Annotated in this window: 18 protein-coding genes; 6 read left to right on the top strand and 12 right to left on the bottom strand. The window is 63.3% G+C overall.

Annotation, left to right across the window (positions count from 1 at the left end; translation table 11 throughout):
* Window positions 1–380 precede the first annotated feature (380 nt).
* Window positions 381–1,388, top strand: a complete 1,008-nt coding sequence (locus PCA31118_RS03600) for a phosphatase PAP2 family protein (RefSeq protein ID WP_150622982.1) — start codon at window positions 381–383, stop codon at window positions 1,386–1,388.
* Here the strand turns inward: PCA31118_RS03600 and PCA31118_RS03595 are convergent.
* The 3 genes from PCA31118_RS03595 to PCA31118_RS03585 all read right to left on the bottom strand — a co-directional run bounded on the left by PCA31118_RS03595 (window position 1,376) and on the right by PCA31118_RS03585 (window position 4,807).
* Window positions 1,376–3,001, bottom strand: coding sequence for an AAA family ATPase (locus PCA31118_RS03595; protein WP_150622981.1), 1,626 nt, complete (start codon window positions 2,999–3,001; stop codon window positions 1,376–1,378). The genes PCA31118_RS03600 and PCA31118_RS03595 overlap by 13 nt on opposite strands.
* Before the next feature lie 99 nt (window positions 3,002–3,100).
* A complete protein-coding gene (locus tag PCA31118_RS03590; protein WP_246190034.1) occupies window positions 3,101–3,823 on the bottom strand; it encodes an alpha/beta hydrolase in 723 nt (240 codons plus the stop codon).
* 93 nt (window positions 3,824–3,916) lie between these two features.
* Complete coding sequence (locus PCA31118_RS03585; protein WP_150622980.1) at window positions 3,917–4,807, bottom strand: LysR family transcriptional regulator; 891 nt, start codon at window positions 4,805–4,807, stop codon at window positions 3,917–3,919.
* 96 nt (window positions 4,808–4,903) lie between these two features.
* On the opposite strand from PCA31118_RS03585, the gene PCA31118_RS03580 reads away from it, so the two are divergent.
* The gene (locus PCA31118_RS03580; protein ID WP_150622979.1) at window positions 4,904–5,962 is read left to right on the top strand and encodes an NAD-dependent epimerase/dehydratase family protein; all 1,059 of its coding nucleotides are present in this window, start codon (window positions 4,904–4,906) and stop codon (window positions 5,960–5,962) included.
* Between the two features lie 29 nt (window positions 5,963–5,991).
* Here the strand turns inward: PCA31118_RS03580 and PCA31118_RS03575 are convergent, their stop codons facing one another.
* Together PCA31118_RS03575 and PCA31118_RS03570 are read right to left on the bottom strand one after the other, a co-directional pair.
* Window positions 5,992–6,870: an IclR family transcriptional regulator gene (locus tag PCA31118_RS03575; protein WP_150622978.1), complete on the bottom strand. Its 879-nt coding sequence runs from the start codon at window positions 6,868–6,870 to the stop codon at window positions 5,992–5,994.
* Between the two features lie 37 nt (window positions 6,871–6,907).
* Complete coding sequence (locus PCA31118_RS03570; RefSeq protein ID WP_150622977.1) at window positions 6,908–7,585, bottom strand: cupin domain-containing protein; 678 nt, start codon at window positions 7,583–7,585, stop codon at window positions 6,908–6,910.
* A 212-nt stretch (window positions 7,586–7,797) separates the two neighbouring features.
* Between PCA31118_RS03570 and PCA31118_RS03565 the strand changes: the two genes are divergently transcribed.
* Entirely contained in the window at window positions 7,798–9,060 is a 1,263-nt protein-coding gene (locus PCA31118_RS03565) for an MFS transporter (RefSeq protein WP_150622976.1), read from the top strand.
* A 113-nt stretch (window positions 9,061–9,173) separates the two neighbouring features.
* Here PCA31118_RS03565 and PCA31118_RS03560 read toward each other — a convergent pair whose 3' ends face one another.
* The 5 genes from PCA31118_RS03560 to PCA31118_RS03540 all read right to left on the bottom strand — a co-directional run bounded on the left by PCA31118_RS03560 (window position 9,174) and on the right by PCA31118_RS03540 (window position 15,116).
* Window positions 9,174–11,075 carry a feruloyl-CoA synthase gene (locus PCA31118_RS03560; RefSeq protein ID WP_246190033.1) on the bottom strand — a complete coding sequence of 634 codons (1,902 nt, stop codon included), beginning with the start codon at window positions 11,073–11,075 and terminating at the stop codon, window positions 9,174–9,176.
* Window positions 11,076–11,077: 2 nt separating this feature from the next.
* Entirely contained in the window at window positions 11,078–12,286 is a 1,209-nt protein-coding gene (locus tag PCA31118_RS03555; RefSeq protein WP_150622975.1) for an ABC transporter substrate-binding protein, read from the bottom strand.
* A gap of 64 nt (window positions 12,287–12,350) precedes the next feature.
* Window positions 12,351–13,274, bottom strand: a complete 924-nt coding sequence (locus PCA31118_RS03550; RefSeq protein WP_150622974.1) for a beta-keto acid cleavage family enzyme — start codon at window positions 13,272–13,274, stop codon at window positions 12,351–12,353.
* Between the two features lie 93 nt (window positions 13,275–13,367).
* Window positions 13,368–14,294 carry a 3-hydroxyacyl-CoA dehydrogenase NAD-binding domain-containing protein gene (locus PCA31118_RS03545; RefSeq protein WP_150622973.1) on the bottom strand — a complete coding sequence of 309 codons (927 nt, stop codon included), beginning with the start codon at window positions 14,292–14,294 and terminating at the stop codon, window positions 13,368–13,370.
* 54 nt (window positions 14,295–14,348) lie between these two features.
* Window positions 14,349–15,116, bottom strand: a complete 768-nt coding sequence (locus PCA31118_RS03540; RefSeq protein WP_246190032.1) for a crotonase/enoyl-CoA hydratase family protein — start codon at window positions 15,114–15,116, stop codon at window positions 14,349–14,351.
* 208 nt (window positions 15,117–15,324) lie between these two features.
* On the opposite strand from PCA31118_RS03540, the gene PCA31118_RS03535 reads away from it, so the two are divergent.
* Entirely contained in the window at window positions 15,325–16,275 is a 951-nt protein-coding gene (locus PCA31118_RS03535) for a helix-turn-helix transcriptional regulator (protein ID WP_150622972.1), read from the top strand.
* A gap of 27 nt (window positions 16,276–16,302) precedes the next feature.
* Here the strand turns inward: PCA31118_RS03535 and PCA31118_RS03530 are convergent, their stop codons facing one another.
* A complete protein-coding gene (locus PCA31118_RS03530) occupies window positions 16,303–16,767 on the bottom strand; it encodes a helix-turn-helix domain-containing protein (protein ID WP_150622971.1) in 465 nt (154 codons plus the stop codon).
* Window positions 16,768–16,912: 145 nt separating this feature from the next.
* Between PCA31118_RS03530 and PCA31118_RS03525 the strand changes: the two genes are divergently transcribed.
* Both PCA31118_RS03525 and PCA31118_RS03520 read left to right on the top strand, forming a co-directional pair.
* Window positions 16,913–17,422, top strand: coding sequence for a DUF2938 domain-containing protein (locus tag PCA31118_RS03525; RefSeq protein WP_150622969.1), 510 nt, complete (start codon window positions 16,913–16,915; stop codon window positions 17,420–17,422).
* 189 nt (window positions 17,423–17,611) lie between these two features.
* Window positions 17,612–18,397: an FRG domain-containing protein gene (locus PCA31118_RS03520; RefSeq protein WP_047904856.1), complete on the top strand. Its 786-nt coding sequence runs from the start codon at window positions 17,612–17,614 to the stop codon at window positions 18,395–18,397.
* 26 nt (window positions 18,398–18,423) lie between these two features.
* Here the strand turns inward: PCA31118_RS03520 and PCA31118_RS03515 are convergent, their stop codons facing one another.
* Entirely contained in the window at window positions 18,424–19,824 is a 1,401-nt protein-coding gene (locus PCA31118_RS03515; RefSeq protein WP_150622967.1) for a sensor domain-containing diguanylate cyclase, read from the bottom strand.
* Window positions 19,825–20,475: the final 651 nt, after the last annotated feature.

Genomic DNA, 20,475 nt, shown 5'->3' with positions numbered 1-20,475 from the left:
ATGGCGCGGCGCAACACGGTCAGAGGCTCGCAGACAAGGCGTGAGGCTTGCCGGCGGTGCGGGCAGATGTCGGCGCCGATCCGCCACCAATATAGCCAGACCGGCGTGTGCGCGCGCCTCTAGTTTTCCCGCATATCGGAATGCTGCGATGTTTCATGATTTTTGCTGATGGTCGCCTCACGGAACGCTCGCGTCGGCGCTCATCGGATCGGCAAGGTCGATCAGCAAGCTCCGCTATTCTGGTTCAGCAATGCCGGCGGCCAGCCAATGACGTGCTTGCGGCGTGGCGGCAGCGTCTTATCGCATTACCCACTTCCGATGTATGATCCGAATCCATGAATATATAAAGTACTTCTAATAACAAGGATGCGCATACTCTTATGAGTGAGATCGACGCGCGAGAAAAATCGGGGAAGCCAGACGTTACAGTTGCACTCGGCGGCGTTGTGTCAACCGCTGGGCAACAGGCATTTGGCATGCGCTTTTTTCTTCAGCCCAGGCTTCGTGCGGTCTTCGTGCTGCTGGCATGTGTACTGTGCATCGATCTCGTTTGCGTATCGCTTGAAGGACTTTCGCTTGCGGGACTTGACCATTTGTACTGGCTCAGCCCAACAGCCGCGATTGCGGCAGGCACTTATTTTCTGTCACGACAACGTGCATCGAGAATTACAGGCCTGTGGGCCCGGGTGAGTATCACGCTCTTTTGCCTTTGTCTGCTGACGCTATTCTCGTTAGCGGCAGTGGTACTTCAAGCGAATGCCATTGCGACTCGCTTTGATCTGGTCGACGCGCGGCTCGCGCAGATCGATACGGCCCTGGGCTTTCACTGGAAAGAAGCATATTTCTGGTTCGAGCGGCACACGACTGCCTTCTACGGGCTACGCGTTTCGTATCGGCTTTACCAATGGCAAGTGGCGCTGCTACCGGTACTGCTCACGTTCAGCGGACGTCTGGAAACGCTTGCCGATTTTTTGTGGTTGTTCTGCATAAGCGTCGTTCTGGCAATTCTCGTGTCGGCCTTCATGCCGGCGTCCAACCCTTACATCTACTTCGGCCTCGTGGGTCCCCACGACGTCTCCGAGTGGTCTCAGTTCGCTGCGTTGCGCGACGGAACGCAGCGCACCATCGACCTCAACGACAATCAAGGGCTGATCTCCTTTCCGTCGCTTCATGCAGCGCACGCTGTGATTTTTACCTATGTCGTCAGGCATCTGCAGGGATTGAATGTGCTGCTCGCCGGGATCAACGGGGTCATGATAATCGCTGCGCTACCCTTCGGCGGGCACTACCTCATAGACATCATCGCAGGGGTCGGGCTGGCTATCACCGTCATCTATCTGACGCGAAAAATGACGGCCCGTACCCCCTTCCGCCATCACCCATCGTAGCCGCGGAACAGGCCGCACAAGCGGAAAACGTCTTCCGTGTAGGGCATGTTCCTGACCTTGCAATAACGGCTGGCGAGCTTCATCAATTCCTTGATGTCGCGCCCGCTCGCCTTCGGATAGCGGGCCGCCAGCGTCTCGATGAGTCCATCGTCGAGATACGCCCCGACCTGCTCCGCCTGCATGCGCCATAGTCTGCGCGCATCTGCGGCAGACGGTACTTCGTAGTGGATCGTGGCGATGCAGCGCGAGAGAATTGCGTCGTCCACGTCGCCAATGCGATTGGTCGTCATGAACAGCAACCCATGGAAGTACTCCAGCGAGCGCAGGAACTCCGCCACGATGGCGTTGTGCTCCAGATCGTTGTCCCGCCGCCGGATGTAGACGTCCGCTTCGTCGAGCAACAGAATCGCGTTCCAGCGCATGGCGCGCCGCAAGATGCTCATGAGCGTGGCGCCCACCGACGCCGCCGTCGTGCCCAGTTGCCCCGAGTGAACGCGGTAAAGCGGCTTGCCGACCACCTCCGAGTAAATCTCCGCCGTCAGCGTCTTGCCCAAGCCCGGCGCCCCCTGACACAGAATCGTCGCCCCGCCCGACTTGCCCGGCACGAAGTCGGGCATCATCACGTCCATGTTCGACGTCAGAATGTCGATCAGATCATGGTGATGCGCGGGGAGCACCAGCTTGTCGCGCAGGCTGGGCTGGTATTCGTATTCGGTCATGTTCTGCACGTGCACCCAGAGATTGCGATGCCAGTCCAGATGGAAGACATGCACGTAGCAGTGCAGCGGGATCGTCTCGAAGGCCTGCGCGATTTCGGCATTGCGCCAGAACTCCGCGTCGCATGCCATTTCGAAATTGCGCTCCAGCCGCTCTTCGTCGTTGACGCATTTGGCCGTCACGCCATCGCCTACCCGAATCAGCTCCGTGACCCCCTTCGGATCGATGGAAAAGGCCGCCCGTCGCAATACGAACTGTGCACCGAACGCCCGCTGCACGCGCAAGAAGCGCTGCGCATGCTGTTCGTACTCGGCCTTGAACTCAGCACATTCCTTGTAGAACCCGAACTCCGCGAGCAACTCCGGAATCGTGCGATTGGCGATGTCGTCGCGCGTAAAGACGAGCGACGTGGTCATGCCGGAGCGTCGAGGGCGGTGCTCGGTCGGACTCAGATTCGCCGACTGCATCGTATTCGCGAGCATGTCCACGACGACGTACGGCGCTCCCTGATCCGGCTCGACGTACCGCAGGCGGCGCACGAGCCACGGCAGCAGCGCACCGTCGCGGTGCCGCTGATACAACCAGCCGTCGATGACGTCACGCGCGAGATAAGCCACCAACCCTGGCACGAGCTTGTCCAGACTCGGTATCACACGGGCCTGCGGCGCGTTGTAGACGTTGTCGAGTGCGAGCATCTGGAACATCAGCGCACGCTCGTTTTGCGATTTGCTCAGCACGTAGAGCGTGTTGAGCGACTTTGCGTCGAACCACTCGCTGGAGACCAGCATGTTGCCCCGGCACACGCCGTAAGCCGTCAGGTGTTTGCCCAGCGGTGAGTCGGCGCCGATGAGTTGCATCAGCGGATGAATCAGTGATTCGGGAATTTCGAAATCCATGGACGGCACTCCCCCGTTTGACGTATGAGCAAGTGAGGCATTTGGCAAACCCGCGCAGCGCGTCCCGCGCGCGGTGCAACGCTTGTATCTGGCGACGGGTCAGGCGAGGAAAAAGTCGATGGCTTGCGCCACGACGCCCGGCTCGATGATGTGCAGACCGTCGAATTCCACGTACCGGACATCGTAGCCTGCCGCTTTGAGCTTGTTTGCGTTTTGCCGACCGCTGGTCGCAATCGGCAATTGCTCGTCGATGCGCCCGTGCGCGATGAAGATCTGCGGCTGACCTTCCTGGACGAAGATGGACATGAAACCGCCCGAGAACGCAATCACATGGCTCGCAATGTCGCCATTCGTCACACCGATGGATAGCGCATAACTGGCACCGTCCGAAAATCCGGCGAACGCCACCCGCTGCGGATCGATGGCATAACTTGCGCTCACCTGGCGCAGTGCCGCTTGCAGACGCTCCAGGTCGGGCCCATTGCCGCCGATCACGATGTCCCAGGTCGGGAAGGTCGAATGCGGCGCAAGCACCAGAAACTTGTGACGGTCCGCATGGGACTCGATGAAGGGCAACACCTTCTCCGGGTAACCGCCCGCGCCATGGAACATCACGAATAGCGGCACCGGACGATCGGTAGGCAAATCAGCGGGAACATAAAGGACGGCGTCGCGTGTTTCGCTCAGGCCCAACGCGTTGCGGCCCGGCGTGTACAAAGGGACGCCGACAGGCGCCGCAATGTCGGCCGATACAGATGAGGAGATCGAGCGGGACGCGATGACGTCCGGTGACATCCGTCCGAACAATGAAGGGTCGAACATGGCGCAGTGATTGTCTCGTGATCGTTGATATTATTGATATATTGTATATCACAAGATTCCTCGTCGACGATCCCGACGGTTTCGTCGACAGTTTTATCCGGCCATGTAAGCGGTCAATCCGGCCACCAGCGCGTCGAACGTCACCTTGCACCGGGCACTGGTGCGCAGGTCTTCGTGCATCGTCACCCATGTCTGCAACCTGAAGCGAAAGGCGCTCGGAAGGACGCGCACGAGTCGTGCATCGCGCCGGGCGAGCGGCACCTGCGCGCCCCCTATTCCGTATCCCGCACGAATCATCGCCAGTTGTGCGAGGTCGCTGTCGGCGCGAAACGCGAAGGCATCGCGCGACCATGCCGGCACGCCGCGTGTGGCTCCGCGCAGGAACGGCGTCATCTTGTCGAAACCGATGACCGTGTGGTGCGCGAGATCGGCCAGCGTCGACGGCGTGCCATAGCGCGCCAGATAGTCGTCGCGTGCGTGCAAGCCGACGTCGATGACGCCGACGCGGCGTGCAATCAGTGCGTCCTGCGTCGGCGGCGCCATGCGCACGGCGATGTCCACTTCACGATGCAGCAAGTCCTGAATGCGATTCGTCGGCACCAGTTCCACGGTCAGTTCCGGATGCGCGCGGCGCAGTGATGTGAGGATCGGCGGCAACACCTCGACGCCGACAACCTCGCTTGCCGAGAGACGAACGACCCCGCGTACCCCCTCGCCGTGACTTGCCGCCGCCCGCTCGAATGCCAATGCCGTGTGCTGCATTGCCTGTGCGTGGGTACGCAGCGATTGCGCCGCGTCGGTTGCCATCAGCCCTGTCTGTGAGCGCGTAAAGAGTGTCTGACCCAGCGCCGCTTCTAGCGTGGCGATATGGCGTCCGGCAGTCGGTTGCGTGATGCCCAGCGCACGCGCGGCACCCGAGAGCGATCCCTCCGTCAGCACGGCAAGAAACGTTCGGTACAGATCCCAGCTGAGATTGGACGTCATACAAAAATGTATAGCCGATAGATATCTTTCGGCAATTTTATTCCAATCGACTTATGGGGAGAATGGCATCGACGATAACGAACGAGGCCTCGCTTCATGAACCCTTCCACTCAGAAATCCCTGTCCCGCGCGCTGGTGCTGGGCGCAACGGGCGGTATTGGCGGCGAAGTCTCGCGCCAGCTCAATGCCTCCGGATGGCAAGTGCGCGCGCTGCGGCGCGGCGGTGCGCCTGATGCGCACGATGCGACCGGGGCGGCCCGGGCAATATCCGACGAGACCGTAACGCAACCGCGCATCGAGTGGATCGATGGCGATGCCATGCGTGCCGACGACGTGCTCGCCGCCGCACGCGGGTGCGACGTCATCGTGCACGCCGTCAATCCGCCGGGCTATCGCAACTGGCATACGCAAGTCCTGCCCATGATCGACAACACGATCGCGACGGCGACGCGCCATGGCGCGACTATCGTCCTGCCGGGCACCGTCTACAATTACGGCCCCGAGACGTTCCCCCTGTTGCGCGAAGATGCCCCGCAGCGCCCGCTGACCCGCAAAGGCAAGATCCGCGCGACGATGGAAGGTCGCCTGCGCGACGCCAGCCGCAATGGTGTGCAAACGATCATCGTGCGCGCCGGGGATTTCTTCGGCCCCCGCACGCGCAATAGCTGGTTCGGCCAGGGTCTGGTCAAGCCGGGACACACGACGCGCGTCGTACAGGTGCCGAATGCGCCCGGCATCGGACACGAATGGTCGTACCTGCCGGATGTCGCCCGAACGATGGTCATGCTCATCGAACGGCGGAAGGCGCTGGCGAACTTCGCCAACTTTCACATGGCCGGGCATTGGGACGCCGACGGCACGCAGATGGCGGCGAGCATCACGCGCGTGATGGCACGTTATGGTGTGGAGGTCACCACACGGCGCTTTCCGTGGTGGCTGATGACGGCGCTCTCGCCGTTTGTCACGACGTTGCGGGAACTGCGGGAAATGCGCTACCTGTGGCAGCAACCGGTGCGCATGGACAACACGCATCTTATCGATGCGCTCGGCGAAGAACCGCACACACCGCTCGACATTGCGATACATGCCACGCTCGATGGTCTCGGATGCCTGCCGGGCAAGCCCTCGGCTCGGGCGGTCGAGGAGATATCGTGACGCGCGGTGCCGTCAGTCCCGCCGTCCCGTCAGTCGCCTCGGGCGCCGCCGAGCAGACGCGAGATGCGCCGCGCCGCGTCGGTCAGCGCGGCAACGGTCTGCGGATTGGGATGCGCGGGCAGATAGTGGATCGAGCCGACGATGGCCAAGGTGCCGAATAGCGAACCGTCGTCCTGGACGATGGGCGCGGCCAACGCATTCACCCCGAGGAACACTTCTTCCGGGGCGTCCGCCCAGCCGCGCTCGCGCACCAGCGCAAGCTCATGGGACAAGCGCATGGCATCCGTGATGGTGTGCGGCGTGCAGGCGTCGAGCGGGCCGGCGAGCACGGCGTCGCGACGCTCCTGAGCGCCGAACGCCAGCGCAATCTTGCCCTGCGCCACGCTGTGCAGCTTGAATTGCGTGCCGGGGTGCAGCAAGATCTCGAGCGGACTGCGCCCGCGCATCACGTCAAGCACGACGACGTCCGTTTCGGTAAACGAGCTGATGACGATGGTTTGTCCGACGGCATCGCGCAGTTCTTCCATCACCGGTCGGGCCAATCCCACCACGTCGAACTGCTTGACCAGCTTCTGCCCCAGCAGGAACAAACGCCAGCCGATGCGATAGCGGCTCGTGCGCGGATTCTGCACCACGTACCCCTCCTGACGCAGTGCCGTGAGATGCCGGTGAACCCGCGCCTTGGGCACGCCGAGCGCCTCGGCCAGATGCGTGACGCCGCACTCGGCATTGCGCTCGGCCAGCAACTCCAGAATGCGCAGCGAAATGACCGACGTCGAGGATGTGTTGAGTTCGTCCCCGCCCGAGGCATCGGACCGCTCGCCCCCCTCAGCATGTTCGGCACGTGCCGTGCTCACGGCGCGGGCGTTGCGGATGAGGTCGTGCGGAGTGTCCTTCGATCGTTTCACTGATTGTCCTTTGTCACTGTCGCCACGCACGCGCCGGTTACTGTGCGTCGAGCGAGATGAACCGCTCGCCGAACACGTGATAGCGCTGCGGCTTGTTCTTGTTCACGTCCTCGGGCCGCACGTATCGAATCGAGCTGCGATTGCGACATGCCCGCGGCAGGATGAAGCAGCGGATGAAGGTCGTATCGCGCGCTTCGGTCGTCGGTGCGAGCACCGGCGCGTGACCGAGTTCGAGCCAGGCCTGTCCCGGCCCGTGGGTGTGCGACGCACCGAGCGTTTCGATCGTGATCTCGCCTTCGAGCGTGCAACGCACGCCGGGCCCTTGATGCACGTGCGTATGCGCCACGCCGCCGGGGGGGAATTGTACCTTGTCGCAACGCATGAGCCACTGCTGACGCGGGTCCAGTTCGATCGGCGCGGCGAGCTTCAGGGTGGACGAAGCGCCCGGTGCCGACGCGATTTCGCCCGGCGTCGGCTCACTGCCCGACATCAACTCCCAACGCCACAAGGTCACGCCCTCACTACCGGCATTGAGCGCCACGCTGTCTTCGCCAAGCCATGCGCTCTGTGCCGGATGGTGTTGCGCCCCCGTATCGAACTCGATGGCGACATCGCCGCGCACGACATAAATCGCCCGGCGGGCCGACGGCAGATACACCGGCGGATGGCCAGGCGCGATGACATCTTCGAACAAACGCAATTGAAACGGCTTCACTTCTCGATCTCCTGTGACGAGTTCATTGCCCCGAACATCGAGACAATTTCCGCATTCAGTATCGACTATCGATACGCAAAGCACTATTTATGGTTTACCACGAAACGCAACTTCGGAATGTGCTGGTACCATTCAAACGAAATCATTCCCATGTGTATCGATCATCGATACACGAGGTATGACACTAGGATGGTTCCATGAAGGAGACAAGAATGGACACTGGCACGACCGCCCTGAAATCGGCGGGCGCGGCACGCCGGCCGTGGTATCGCGGCGCGAGCCCCGCGCAATGGCGCGCATTTGGTTCGGCCTACATCGGCTGGATGCTCGACATCATGGATTTGATGTTGTTCGCGATGGTGATTCGCTACATCAGCGCGGACTTGCATTTCGACAAAGGCGTGGCGGGCATCATTGCGTCGCTCACGCTGCTGGCCACCGCCTTCGGCGGCTTGTTCTTCGGTTTCCTCGCCGATCGCATCGGGCGTACGAAGTCGATGATCCTGTCGATCTTCTGCTACTCCATCGGCACGGCCCTGTGCGGCTTCGCCGACTCGGTGACCTCGCTGCTCATCTTCCGTTTCCTGCTCGGCCTCGGTATCGGCGGAGAGTGGTCGGCGGGCGCTGCACTCATCACCGAAACATGGCCGGCGGAACATCGCGCCAAGGTCATGGCCTGGGTGCAGAGCGCGTTTGCCGTCGGGTATGCGGTGGCGGCCATTGTCGCGGCCGTGATCCTGCCGCACTTCGGCTGGCGCTGGGTGTTTGCCTTCGGGCTGGTGCCGACGGTGCTCGCGTTCTGGGTGCGCCGTCACGTGGAGGAGCCCGCGATCTGGCGCGAGCAACGCGTGCGCCTCACGCTCGGTCAGACGCTGGGTATGTTGTTCGGTCCGTACGCACGCAGCACGATTGTCGGACTCGCCTTCACGGCCGCGGCGATGTGCGGGTACTGGGGCCTGTTCACCTGGATTCCGGCCTATCTCTCGACGCCGGTCGAACAAGGCGGCCCGGGATTCGACCTGATTCGCTCGACGACCTGGATCGTCATCATGCAGATCGGTGCGGCGGCAGGTTTCGTGTGCTTCGGCTACATTGCCGACCGTATCGGGTGCCGCAAGTCTTTCCTGTTGTTCTTTATCGTGTCGGCCATTACGGTGCCGCTTTACGTCGTGATCCGTGAGCCGATGCTACTGCTCGCGTTCGGCCCGGTCGTGGCGTTCTTCGGCACGGGCTTCTACAGCGGGTTCGCTCCGACGTTCGCCGAAATGTTCCCGACGCAGGTGCGCGCCACCGCGCAGGGCTTCATCTACAACACCGGGCGGGCGACCAGTGCCCTTGCACCGGCAGCCGTGGGCCTGCTCTCGCGCGGCGAGAACGTCAGCGTGGCGTTGGGGGCCACCGCCGGCTTCTTCCTGCTCGCGGCGATCATCGTCTACTGGTTCTTGCCGGAGAGCCACGGCGAAGCACTCGCCTGATCGGGTGCACCACGCATGCATAGAACGTGGCGACTTCGCGCGCCGATGGTAGTCACCACCATCGGCGCGCTGTCGCTCTCACTTCCCCTGCCGCTTGAGTTGTCGCCCCGGTCTTACGACTGGGACAAGTGAATGACCGACGGGCAGTCCGAGTAAAGCCGTGCAACGTCATCCGCGCGCAGCGTGAGCACCGCACGCTGGTTGACGTATCCCTTGTCCGTGATCTCCCCTTGCTCCAGCGATGGCGGCGACGCGAGGATCGCAGCGCGGGCGGCGCGTTGCGAACTGCCGGCGTCCTGCGCGAGTTGCGCGAGCGCCTGGGCGACGACGGCGCGAACATCGTCGTGCATGGCCATCGCCTTGCCTGCATGCGCCGACGTGCCAGGATCGACCGGTGACGCTCTGGCCCGCATAGCCGGACTCGGAAAGATCAGCAATCCGATTTCGTCCCGATCATGGCCGGCAATGACGACGTCCGACGCATAGGGCGCGAGCGCCGTCACCGCGCGCAGGCGCAACGCCCCGACCGAAACCCACGTGCCGCTCGTCAGCTTGAAATCCTCCGATACGCGGCCATCGAAAATGACACCCGCGCCCGGATCATTGACGTCCGAGAGTCGCCCCGCGTCGCCCGTTCGATAAAAGCCCTCGTCGTCGAAGGCTTCCGCCGTGGCCACCGGGTCTCCCGCGTAGCTGCGAAATACCGACGGCCCCCTCACGCGCATTTCCAGCTTGTCGCCGTTGGGCACGAACTTCAGTTCGTTGCCCGGCGCAGGCACGCCGATGTTGCCTGCCCCCGGAATCGGAAAGTGCACGCTGGTAATGAGCGGCGAGGTCTCCGTCGCGCCCCAGGCCGAGGTGAAGAACGGCATGGTGTCGCAATGGCGCGACGCCAGTCGCTCGAAGCGCTGCCACACGGCGGGCGGCAGACTCGCCGCTGCATAGAACAGCACTTGCAGCCGACCGAAAAAGCGCGCAGCAAAGGCCTCGTCCTCTTCCAGAAACGGCGCCAGCGCTTCGAACCCCTTCGGCACATTGAAGTGCAACGTCGGGCAGACGTCGCGCAGCGCTTCGACGCTGCGCCCGATCAACTCGGGTACCGGACGGCCATCGTCGACATAGAACGATCCGCCGTTGCGCAATGCCATGTGAAAGTTGTGGTTCGCGCCAAAGGTATGACTCCACGGCAACCAGTCGACGATCACCGGCGGCGCCTCGTCGAGGAAATGCCAGCACTGCGCGATCATTTGCTGGTTCGCCGCGAGCATTCGATGCGTGTTGACGACGATCTTCGGTTTTCCTGTCGACCCGGAGGTGAGCAGCAGCTTGGCCGTGTCCTCCGGTTGGACCTGTGCGAAGGCCGCATCGAGCGCCGCAGACGCCGGGGTGCGTGCCAACGCGTCGAACGTCAGCCAGCCGGCACGTGCATGACGTGTAGCCACGATCGGACAGCGCACCGGCGCACCCGCCAGCGCGTGCGCATAGGCGTCGCCGTCTTCCACATAAACCAGCGCCGGGTCGAGCCGGGAGAGAATGCCGTGCAGCTTGCTCATGTCCTTGGCGATGCGCGAATACGCCGACGACACGATGGCCGTCTGACGCCCCGCCATCATCGCGCCGAGCACGAGCAGTGCGTGATTCACGCTGTTGTCCGAGAGGATCACCACCGGCCGCTCGCGCGGCACGTCGAGATCGAGCAAGGCCTGCCCGATACCGCGCGCCATGGTCAGTGCACCGCCGTACGTCACCCGTCGCCAGAGATCGGAGGACGATGTACGTTGCCCCGACGCCAGACGCTCGGCGACGAATACGGCATCCGGCGTACGCGTCGCCCATTGCACGAGCCAGTCGGCCGGACTGCGCGCGAACTCGCCCAGACGGGTACGTGAGCGGATGACGAAGCTGCCGTCTTCGCGCACCTCGCGCTCGATGTCGGGTCTGGCAAGACGGCGCGTACCTGGCCTTGTCGCGTACCCGGCGGTTGGCACCTGCGTCATGGTCGGGGCGCCTGGCATGTTCACTCGATCGTCCACTTGCCGCCCTTCACGGTAACGAGCACGCGACCGTCTTCGCCATAAGCCGAATGGTCCTGTGCGTTGACGTTGATCATGCCGTGCGTCGCCGCAAGGCCGCGGGTTTGTTCGATGGCGGTGACGAGCGCGTCGCGAAATGCCTGCGTGCCCGGCTGCGCCTGTCTGGCCGCCACTGACACGGCACGGTCGAGCACCAGATAGGCGTCGTAGGCGTAGCCCGCGAACAGATTGCGCGAGCCGGCGCCGTACTGGGCTTCGTAGCGTTTGACGAAATCCGTTGCCACGGCCTTGCCCGCGTGAGTCGCGGGCAGCTGTTCGGCCACGAGGATATTGCCCACCGGCAGGATCACGCCTTCGGCGCTTTTGCCGGCGACGCGCAGAAAGTCGTTATTGGCTACGCCGTGCGTCTGATAGATGCGCCCCCGGTAGCCGCGCTCGCGCAGTGTGCTCATCGGCAGCGCGCCCGGCGTGCCGCTCGCGGCGATGATGACGGCGTCCACGTTCGACGACATCACCTTGAGCACCTGCGCCGTGACGGACTGATCGTTGCGGGCGTATCGCTCGACCGGTGCGACCTGAATCTGACGGGCCGTTGCGCGCGCCTGAATATCCTTGAGCCACGCTTCGCCATACGAGTCGCTAAAGCCGATAAAGCCGAGCGTCTTCACCTTGTGGGCCTTCATGTCGTCGAGCACGGCGTCGGCCATGACCGCGACCGATTGCGGCAGCGAGAAGACGTAACGCATCTGCGCTGCGCTGGGCACGAACGGACACAGTCCGAGTTGCGGGGTGCGTGTGTCGGCCGCCACGGCGGCGACGGCCAGACAGGCGGGCGTGGTGGACGAGCCGATGATGGCGTCGACCTTGTCCTCCGTTGCCAGACGCCGTGCGTTTTTCGTCGCGGTGGTCGGGTCGGTGGCATCGTCGAGCACGATGTAGCGCGCGGGCAATCCGCCGAGGGTCTGCGGCAGCATGCCGATGGCCTGCTTCTCCGGAATGCCCAGCGATGCACCGGGGCCGGTGCTCGATAGCGTAACGCCGACGGTGACGCCCGCGGGTTGTGCGCTCGCCTGTGGGGTCGCGCACAACGCCGCGACGCACAGGGAAAGCACCGAAAGCGAGAATGCGCGCGAGCGCGCGCGCAAGCCAGCGTGCAGGGAAGCGAAGTTGCGTGTGAACCGGTTTGCCGCCATGTGACATGTCTCCTGGAATATTCTCGTTCTTGAGGCCGGACCGCGTGCGACGCCCACCGTTGAATCAACGCACGGCAAACTCCGGCAGCACTTCGCGATTGCGCGGCAGGCCCATGATGTCGCGCGCCTCGGCTGGCGTGGCCGGCTCATACCCCATGTCGCGCACCATGCGCACGATGCGCTCGGTCAGTTGCTGGTTGGTCGCGAGCACGCCGTGTTCGTAGTACAGGTTGTCTTCCAGGCCGGTGCGCACGTGACCGCCGAGCAGCAGAGAATTCATGGCGGACGGCAGTTGCGCCGGACCGATGCCCGACACGCAGAAGATGCTGCCCTTGGGCAACATGTCGACCATTTGCTGCAACACGCGCGGCGTGTACGGCATGGCGTTCTGAAAGCCGCGATGCACGCCGAGCACCAGGTTGACGAAAAACGGCTCGTCGTCGAAACCGGCGGCCGTGAGCGTGGCGAGATCCTGCACGATGTGCGTCGGACTGAAGACTTCCCACTCCGGCTTGATGCCGCGCTTTTTCATCTCGACGGCCAGTTGCTTGCACCGCTCCGGCGAGGTGTGCATGAGCAGTTCCTTGCCCCCGAAGCTCGCGATGATCGTAGTAGCGTCGAGCGTGCACATTTCGGCGCCCGCGTCCATGCCCTTGATGCGCTCCTCCCAGAGGATTTCCCAGTAACCGTTCTCGGCCGTCTGCCCGATCATGTCGCCATGCACGCCGCCGCCGGTCGAGTTGTTGATGACGATGTCGCACTTGTCGCGAATGCGGCGATTGATGTCGCGGTAGATCGCCGGGTCGCACGTGGCGCCGTCGTCGCCCGGACGGCGCGCATGAATCGCCACCACGCTGGCGCCGGCGTTGTAGCAGTCGTAGACGTCGCGCGCAATCTCGTCGGGCTGCGTGGGCAAGTGCGGATTCTGCGACTTATGGGCCATGCCGCCGGTCGGCGCGATGGTGACGATGACTTTGGGCTTGCTCATGCGTGTCTCCTTCTATTAATCGGTGGTGTTGTATTGGGTCGCCGCCAGGTGGCTGGCTGATCGATCTGCGGCGGGTCAGCCACATCGGGACCGCTACGACTTGCTCGCGAGGATCCCGAGAATGACGGCGTCGCGCTGGGCTTCGAGGCGTGCGTTGCCACGCCCGGCCAGTTCCGCTTCGACGCCGGCCGTGATCCGCGCCTTGAGTTCGTCGGTCAGCACCGGCTCGCCAAGATCGGCCCACCACGACTCGATGGGCGGGCCGAGATGTTCGAGCAGATGCGCAATGCCGCCCGCGCCACCGGACAAATGCAGATTGAGGAACGGGCCGAGCGCCGCCCAGCGCAGGCCGGGTCCATAGGCGATGGCGTCGTCGATGTCTTCGACGCTGGCCACGCCCGCGTCGACGAGGTGTATCGCCTCACGCCACAACGCCGCTTGCAGTCGGTTCGCGATATGACCCTTCACTTCCTTCCTGACGTGAATGGCGCGCTTGCCGATGGCACGGTAGAACTGCATTGCCGTGTCGATCGCGGCTTGCGACGTTTGCTCCCCGCCGATGACTTCGACCAGCGGTATCAGATGCGGCGGATTGAACGGATGGCCCAGCACCACGCGTGCCGGATGCGCGCACACGGACTGCACCCGGCTCATGAGCAGCCCCGACGAACTCGACGCGATGACCACGGACGGCACGAGCGCGGCATCCATCTTGCGGAACAGGTCCTGCTTCAGATCCTCCCGCTCGGGACCGTTCTCCTGCACGAAGTCGGCGCCTTCGAGCGCGGCGTCAAGGGTGTCGTGGAACGTCAGCGACTCGCGTGTCGCACCAGGCGTGAGGCCAATGCGCACCAGTGTCGGCCAGTGTGCGTCGACGGCGTCACGCAGGCGCTCGCGCGCGCCCGGCGCCGGGTCCCATGCGCGCACACGCAGGCCACGTGCGAGGAAGTATGCGGCCCAGCTCGCACCGATGACACCGGTGCCGATGACTGCGACCTGCTCGATGTTGTCGTATTTCACATTCGTCTCCGGGGAAGATGCCTGAAGATGCCCGTACGCGTGGTGTCCAGGCGCTTAGCGCGTCGCTCGACCGAGAAAGCTCTCCATGCGCTCGCGCGCTTCCGGCGTGGCGAGCATCAATGCGCTCGTCACCGATTCGGTAAACAAGCCATCGGCCATCGACATATCGTGAATGCGGGACAGCGCGTGGATCGTGGCCCAGTTCGAGAGCGGACTGTTCGCTGCCGTCTCGCGCGCCAACTGTGTCGCGAGCGCCAGCCCCTCGCCGACATCGCTCAGGTAGTGGCCCAGGCCAAGACGCTCGCCATCGGTGGCGTCGTAACGACGTCCTGTGAGCATCATCTCGGTCATACGATCCGGGCCGAGAATGCGCGCCACGCGCACCGAAGCACCGCCCCCGACGAAGATGCCGCGTTTGCCCTCGGGCAACTGGAAGAAGGCGTTGCGCTCGATCACCCGCACATGCGCCGCCAGCGCCAGCTCAAGGCCGCCACCGATGACAGCGCCCTGCAACACGGCAACGACAGGCCGCCCGCCAAACTGAATGTCATGGAAGACCTTGTGCCAGCGCTGGGAGACACGCAGCACGTCGACCGGATCGCGCGTGCTGTTCTCCGCGAGATCGAGGCCCGCGCAGAAGTGCTCGCCGGCGCCGCTCAGGACAACCGCGCGCACGCTATCGTCGAAACCACGGAAGACCGCTTCGAGCGAGTCGATGGCCGCATCGCACAGCGCGTTGCGCTTCTCGGCGCGATCGAGGGTCACGAAAGCGATGGCGTCTTCGACGCGTACGCGCAAGTGGGGATAGGTCATGATCTGCATTGGCTCTAAATCGTGAAAAGTATCTTATAAGATATTTTTCGCGTTGCGTGAATTGTGCAATGCAGTTCAGGGTTAACAGGGATGATTTTTATGAAATGCACTTTAGTGCATGTTAAAGACGTAAAGAGCGGGATTAACTATGCAAGCGAGGTGACGAGGTGATATCTCATAGTATATTTACCGCTCACCCCGACGAATTCGCTGACTCATGACGCAGCCGCCCGCCGACATCCCTGCCGATCTGGACGACCCCACCGACCAGACCGATGATCGGACCGCCGACCGGATCGATCACGTCCGAGTATCGTCGCGTCTGGCGTCGCTGGCGCGTCAGGTCCGAACGTTGCGTGCGCAGCGTGGCATGACACGCAAGCAGCTGGCCGCGCAGTCGGGCGTTTCACTGCCCTATCTCGCACGCGTGGAAGCAGGTACCGGCAACGTATCGCTTGCCGTGCTGCACAAACTGGCCGAAGCCCTGAACGTGGGCGTCGAAACACTGGTGGCCGAGCGCCCGGCGTACGACGGCGACCTGCTCATCCTGATCGAGTACCTGCGGCAGCAGCCCGCCGAAGTGCTTTCCCGCCTGCGTCGCCAGATCGTGGCGCCCAGTGCCGCGCAGGACCGCCACACCGGGCAGCGCATTGCCCTCATCGGGCTTCGCGGCGCGGGAAAATCGACGCTCGGCCCCCGACTGGCGCAAGCCATGGGTGCACCGTTCATCGAACTGGACAAGGAAGTCGAGCGCGAAGCCGGCATCGCCATCGGCGAAGTCATTACGCTCTACGGACAGGCGGCTATGCGCCGCATCGAACGTCAGTGCATCGAGCAGATCATCGCCGAGCATGAGCATGTCGTGCTGGCCACGGGCGGGGGCATCGTGTCGGAAGCACCGACTTACGAACGGGTGCTTCGCGCGTTTCGCACCGTGTGGCTACGGGCCCGGCCCGACGTCCACTTTCAGCGCGTCATGCAGCAGAACGACGCGCGCATTGCCACCGAAGCATTGCGCGGCGAAGCGCTCGAACACATTCACCGGATGCTCGACGCTCGCGAGTCCCTCTACCGTCTGGCCGATATGACGCTCGACACGTCCGACCTCACGACCGATGAAGCGCTTTCCAGCCTCACGGCCCGCCTCTTCCCGGCTCGCGCAGCCTGAAGCGCCTGAAGCGCCTGAAGCGCCGCGCTAGGCCGCCGCGCGCCGCTTCGACTTGTCCGTACCGACACGCGGCGGCGGCGTATCACGCACCGACACCCTGGCCTGCTTCGCACTCGCGAGCCGCATCAGTCGCTGAAACTGCGGGCACGCCAGGTGTTCCGGTGCGGGACACACCGCTGCGTGACGAAGGCCGTCGCGTAGCGCGCTGAGTTGTCGGATTGTCTTGTCGATGTCGTCGGCTCTCGCTGCCAGACGCGCTCGATCGATGTTCGCCTTGCCGCGCGGAAGCAGCATGCCCGCAATGTCGTCGAGCGAGAAGCCGGCGGTTCGTCCCAGCGCGATCAGCGACAACGTCTGCAACACCGAGTCGTCGTACTGTCGACGCAGCCCCCGTCGGCCGGTCGCGGCGATCAATCCCTTTTCCTCGTAATACCGCAGCGTGGACGGCGGCACGCCAGCCCGTGCCACGACTTCGCCAATGTCCAATGCCATATCGCCCCCACTTGACCTCAAGTTGACTTGAATTCGTATAGTGCCCCAATCGCGGTCATGGCGTCACGTCGTGACCCTTTAGAGCATGTTCGGAACGGGCAGACCGTTCAGCACATGGAAGCCTTTGAAGATTCAGGAGAGGGAAATGGGAACGCTCGGTCTTGCGGCACAGATTCTGGCTATCGGCGTATTGGCCACCCTTGCGATGGACGTCTGGAGCCTGCTGCTGCGCCGTGTCTTCGGCATCGTGCCGCTCGACTTCGCCATGGTCGGACGCTGGCTCGGGCATATGCCTGCCGGGCGTTTCGCTCACGCCGGCATCGGGCGGGCAGCCCCGGTGCGCGGCGAACGCGCGCTTGGGTGGTTCGCCCACTACGCGATTGGTGTCGCCTTCGCCGCCGGTCTGGTCGGACTCGCCGGTCCGACGTGGCTGGCATCGCCGACACTTTTGCCAGCGCTTGCGTTCGGTGTCGTCACCGTCGTGATGCCGTTCTTCGTCATGCAGCCCGCCCTCGGGGCAGGCATTGCCGCGTCAAGAACGCCAAACCCGACACAGGCGAGACTGCGCAGCCTGGTGACGCACAGCGTGTTCGGTGTCGGTCTGTACGTCGGCGCGTGGCTCGTCCATCTCCTCGTTGTGTCGCCTAAGGGATAGTGCCCAGCCGTCATGTCGGTCTGCACCGGTCTTCCGACCGGTCTTCGGCCTGGCTGTCGAACGCCCCGGCCCACGGCCCAATCCCGCGCGGCGCGCTTGAGCTGTCACGGACGCCGTACTATAGTGGCCGACGCCATCGCGTAATTGCCGCGCCGTGGCGTCCTCACAAAATCAAGGATTTCGCCCCCTATGGACACCACCGTCGTCGAGAGCTGGAAGGATTTCATGGAGTTGTCCTCTCGCTTCGAAGGGTGGGCCTTTCGCGGGCAGCAGGATGCCCGCTGGCATCTCCAGAGTTCCCTGTCGCGCTACCTTCACGCCTACGTGTCCGACAAGGACCAGTGGCGCAGCCGCGAGGCGCGCGCGATCCGCATTTTCCGGCGCAAGGCCCACAACCACGTGCCCTGGCCCAAATTGCTGCATGACGACCTGCGCTGCCTCGGACTGATGCAGCACCACGGCGCCCCGACACGGTTGCTCGACTTCACGAAGTCCCCTTTCGTCGCCGCATTCTTCGCCCTGGAGCGCGCCACGTCCGACTCCGCCATCTTCGCGCTCAACACCCCGGCGCTCTACGACGATCGCGCACGCCCGCGGCATGCTCCGTGGCTCACGCGCGATACGATCGATCCGCGCGTCAAGGGCAACATGGAGAAGTACTTCCTCGGCAACGACAACGAGGTGGTGTGGTTCGGTGAGCCCGAGGAAATGGATGGTCGCCTGATCGCACAATCGGGGACGTTCGTCGTGCCCGGCGTCATCGACCGACCGTTGCACCGGATTCTGGACGGTTATGAAAGCGATGAACCGTTGCTGCGCAAAATCGTCCTGCCCGTCGCATTGCGCGCCGACGCCATGAAATGGCTATACCGGATGAACGTCACGAACGCGTCGCTATTTCCCGATCTCGACGGACTGGCACGCTCGATTGCGGTGGAAATCGAAATGGTGTGGCCGACGCAGACGCTGGGGTGAGCGCCACGGACCGCGCATCCGCCTCGCTAAAGAAGTCGCTCCAGAAAGCTCGCGCCACCCGACTTGCGCGCGGCCTTGTTGGCGTACATGCGTTGATCGGCGACGCGTATGAGCTCATTCATTGATTCGCCGTCATCCGGAAACACCGCCACACCGAAACTCACGCGCACGGCCACCTGAGCGTTGTCGACGGCGATGACCTGCTCGATTTCCGCGCGAAGACGCGTGAGCGCAAAGTCGATCCGATCGACGATCTCCGCGTCATGAACGAGGGCGACGAATTCGTCGCCGGAGTAGCGCGCCGCAAAGCCGCAGTCGGTGACACCGACCTGCATACGGCGTCCGATTTCCCTGAGCACGATGTCACCGACGGCGTGCCCCAGACTGTCGTTCACGTCCTTGAAGCCGTCGACGTCGGCAAAGAGTAGTGCCAGCCGGCCGTTGGTGCGCTGTGCTCGGCGTACGGCGTCGCCCGCGTATTCGCCGAACGTGCGGCGATTCGGCAATCCCGTGAGCTCATCGAAGCGCGCCGCGTTGTAGAGGTCGTCGATCAGTTGCTTGCGCTCGATGGCCAGCGCGGTCTGATCGCACACGAACGCCAGCAGCCGCTGCGCGGCCTCGGCCTGCAATGCCCTGACCGGACCGTAGATCATGAGCGTGCCCACCGCACGGCGCGCCGTGTGCATCGGCAACACGGCAAGCGCATGTCGCGCCGCCTCGACGTTGCCGTCAAGGGACAGTGGCACCGCCCTTACCCCGACAGGCGCGTTCGCCGCGGTGTCGCCAGGCTCGACTTCGATCAGGCGCCAGAGCGGCGCCTGTGCATCCGTGGCTTGCGTCGACAGTTGTTCTGCCTGTGCCCAGTCGACCCATGGCACTTCGGCGCTCTCGCGATACTGATATGCCTTGTCCCAGGCCATCGCCTGCGCGTCGCACGTCGTCACGACGATGGCATCGATGGGAAACAGCGAACCCAAGGTATCGTGAACGGCCTTGCAAAGCGAGCGGATGTCGGCGGCGTCGTGTGCTGCCTCGGAGATGGAATAAGTGGCGCGCTGGAGCGCTTCGGCGCGCTTGCGGGCAGAGACGTCGCGCGCGACGCCGATACGCAGGCCGTGCTCCTCGGACCAGCGGGCCGACCACATGATGTGGACGTAGTGTCCGTCCTTGTGAATGTAACGGTTCTCGAATCCGATTCGTGCACGCCCGGCCATCACGAGCTTCGATTCTTCGATGGTGCGTTCGCGGTCTTCCTTCGCCACGAAATCGATCATCGAGCGGCCCATCAACTCTTGTGACGAATACCCGAGAATCGCCTCGCAGGCCGGACTCACATACACCAGCGTGCCGGCCCGATTGACGAGAAATACTGCGTCCAGCAGCAACTCCATGCAACTGGCCAGGACCTCTTTTGTTACGAATTCCATTGATTTCTAACGGCCTTCAAGCGCTCGGCCAGTCCAAGACAATCTCAATATGTGAATGTTTCATCATCATGACAACGCATCGCTTCTCATTGCGGTGCCCATGGCGCGCGTTGGGGTGTACGGCATACGCCGAAAATATCGCTTAGAAAATCAGATGTCTTGCGCAGCGCGGCCCGGCGACCTCTGCGACGCACTCCGCCCGAACGCGACGGCACAACTGCTCATACTCATGTCGCAGCAGCCTGATTCTTGCCGCAACGAGATGGCGGAATGCCAACTCACGTTCGCTAAACCCCACCCGATCGACGTATCGCGTGCCGTCAGGCAGAGCACCCCGAATTTCGTAATAAATTACGCCATCGCGCGAATACTTCACCACTTTGGCAGCCATCTTGTCCCGATCGATAGTCGTTTTTGCCCGCCCTGCGCGTCGTTTGTTCCAGGCGCCGGGTTTTGCCGATTGTCACTTGGGAAATTCAAATACGCAACCGCCGAAACGCTCGCGTGGCGGGCACGCCACGGGGATATCGGTGTGCGACGCCTTCACCGGATCGAGCGCTGTTTTCATGGGTTTCCGTGAATTTTCGGTCGCTGGTGCGTTGACGGCGAAAGACTCGTCTCACTTTCCCGAGTACGGGAAGGTTTTTTTAT

It is taken from the genome of Pandoraea captiosa (assembly GCF_902459775.1).
Lineage (GTDB): Bacteria > Pseudomonadota > Gammaproteobacteria > Burkholderiales > Burkholderiaceae > Pandoraea > Pandoraea captiosa.
The sequence above is the reverse complement of the archived record's forward strand: the minus strand, read 5'-3'. Positions and strand labels throughout refer to the sequence as shown.

Bases quoted from the DNA above. Each gene is read 5' to 3' on its own strand.
- PCA31118_RS03520 (WP_047904856.1), top strand. From the start codon at position 17,612: ATGGACACCACCGTCGTCGAGAGCTGGAAGGATTTCATGGAGTTGTCC.
- PCA31118_RS03515 (WP_150622967.1), bottom strand. From the start codon at position 19,824: ATGGAATTCGTAACAAAAGAGGTCCTGGCCAGTTGCATGGAGTTGCTG.
- PCA31118_RS03540 (WP_246190032.1), bottom strand. From the start codon at position 15,116: ATGCAGATCATGACCTATCCCCACTTGCGCGTACGCGTCGAAGACGCC.
- PCA31118_RS03600 (WP_150622982.1), top strand. From the start codon at position 381: ATGAGTGAGATCGACGCGCGAGAAAAATCGGGGAAGCCAGACGTTACA.
- PCA31118_RS03590 (WP_246190034.1), bottom strand. From the start codon at position 3,823: ATGTTCGACCCTTCATTGTTCGGACGGATGTCACCGGACGTCATCGCG.
- PCA31118_RS03535 (WP_150622972.1), top strand. From the start codon at position 15,325: ATGACGCAGCCGCCCGCCGACATCCCTGCCGATCTGGACGACCCCACC.
- PCA31118_RS03585 (WP_150622980.1), bottom strand. From the start codon at position 4,807: ATGACGTCCAATCTCAGCTGGGATCTGTACCGAACGTTTCTTGCCGTG.
- PCA31118_RS03595 (WP_150622981.1), bottom strand. From the start codon at position 3,001: ATGGATTTCGAAATTCCCGAATCACTGATTCATCCGCTGATGCAACTC.
- PCA31118_RS03580 (WP_150622979.1), top strand. From the start codon at position 4,904: ATGAACCCTTCCACTCAGAAATCCCTGTCCCGCGCGCTGGTGCTGGGC.
- PCA31118_RS03560 (WP_246190033.1), bottom strand. From the start codon at position 11,075: ATGCCAGGCGCCCCGACCATGACGCAGGTGCCAACCGCCGGGTACGCG.
- PCA31118_RS03530 (WP_150622971.1), bottom strand. From the start codon at position 16,767: ATGGCATTGGACATTGGCGAAGTCGTGGCACGGGCTGGCGTGCCGCCG.
- PCA31118_RS03525 (WP_150622969.1), top strand. From the start codon at position 16,913: ATGGGAACGCTCGGTCTTGCGGCACAGATTCTGGCTATCGGCGTATTG.
- PCA31118_RS03555 (WP_150622975.1), bottom strand. From the start codon at position 12,286: ATGGCGGCAAACCGGTTCACACGCAACTTCGCTTCCCTGCACGCTGGC.
- PCA31118_RS03550 (WP_150622974.1), bottom strand. From the start codon at position 13,274: ATGAGCAAGCCCAAAGTCATCGTCACCATCGCGCCGACCGGCGGCATG.
- PCA31118_RS03565 (WP_150622976.1), top strand. From the start codon at position 7,798: ATGGACACTGGCACGACCGCCCTGAAATCGGCGGGCGCGGCACGCCGG.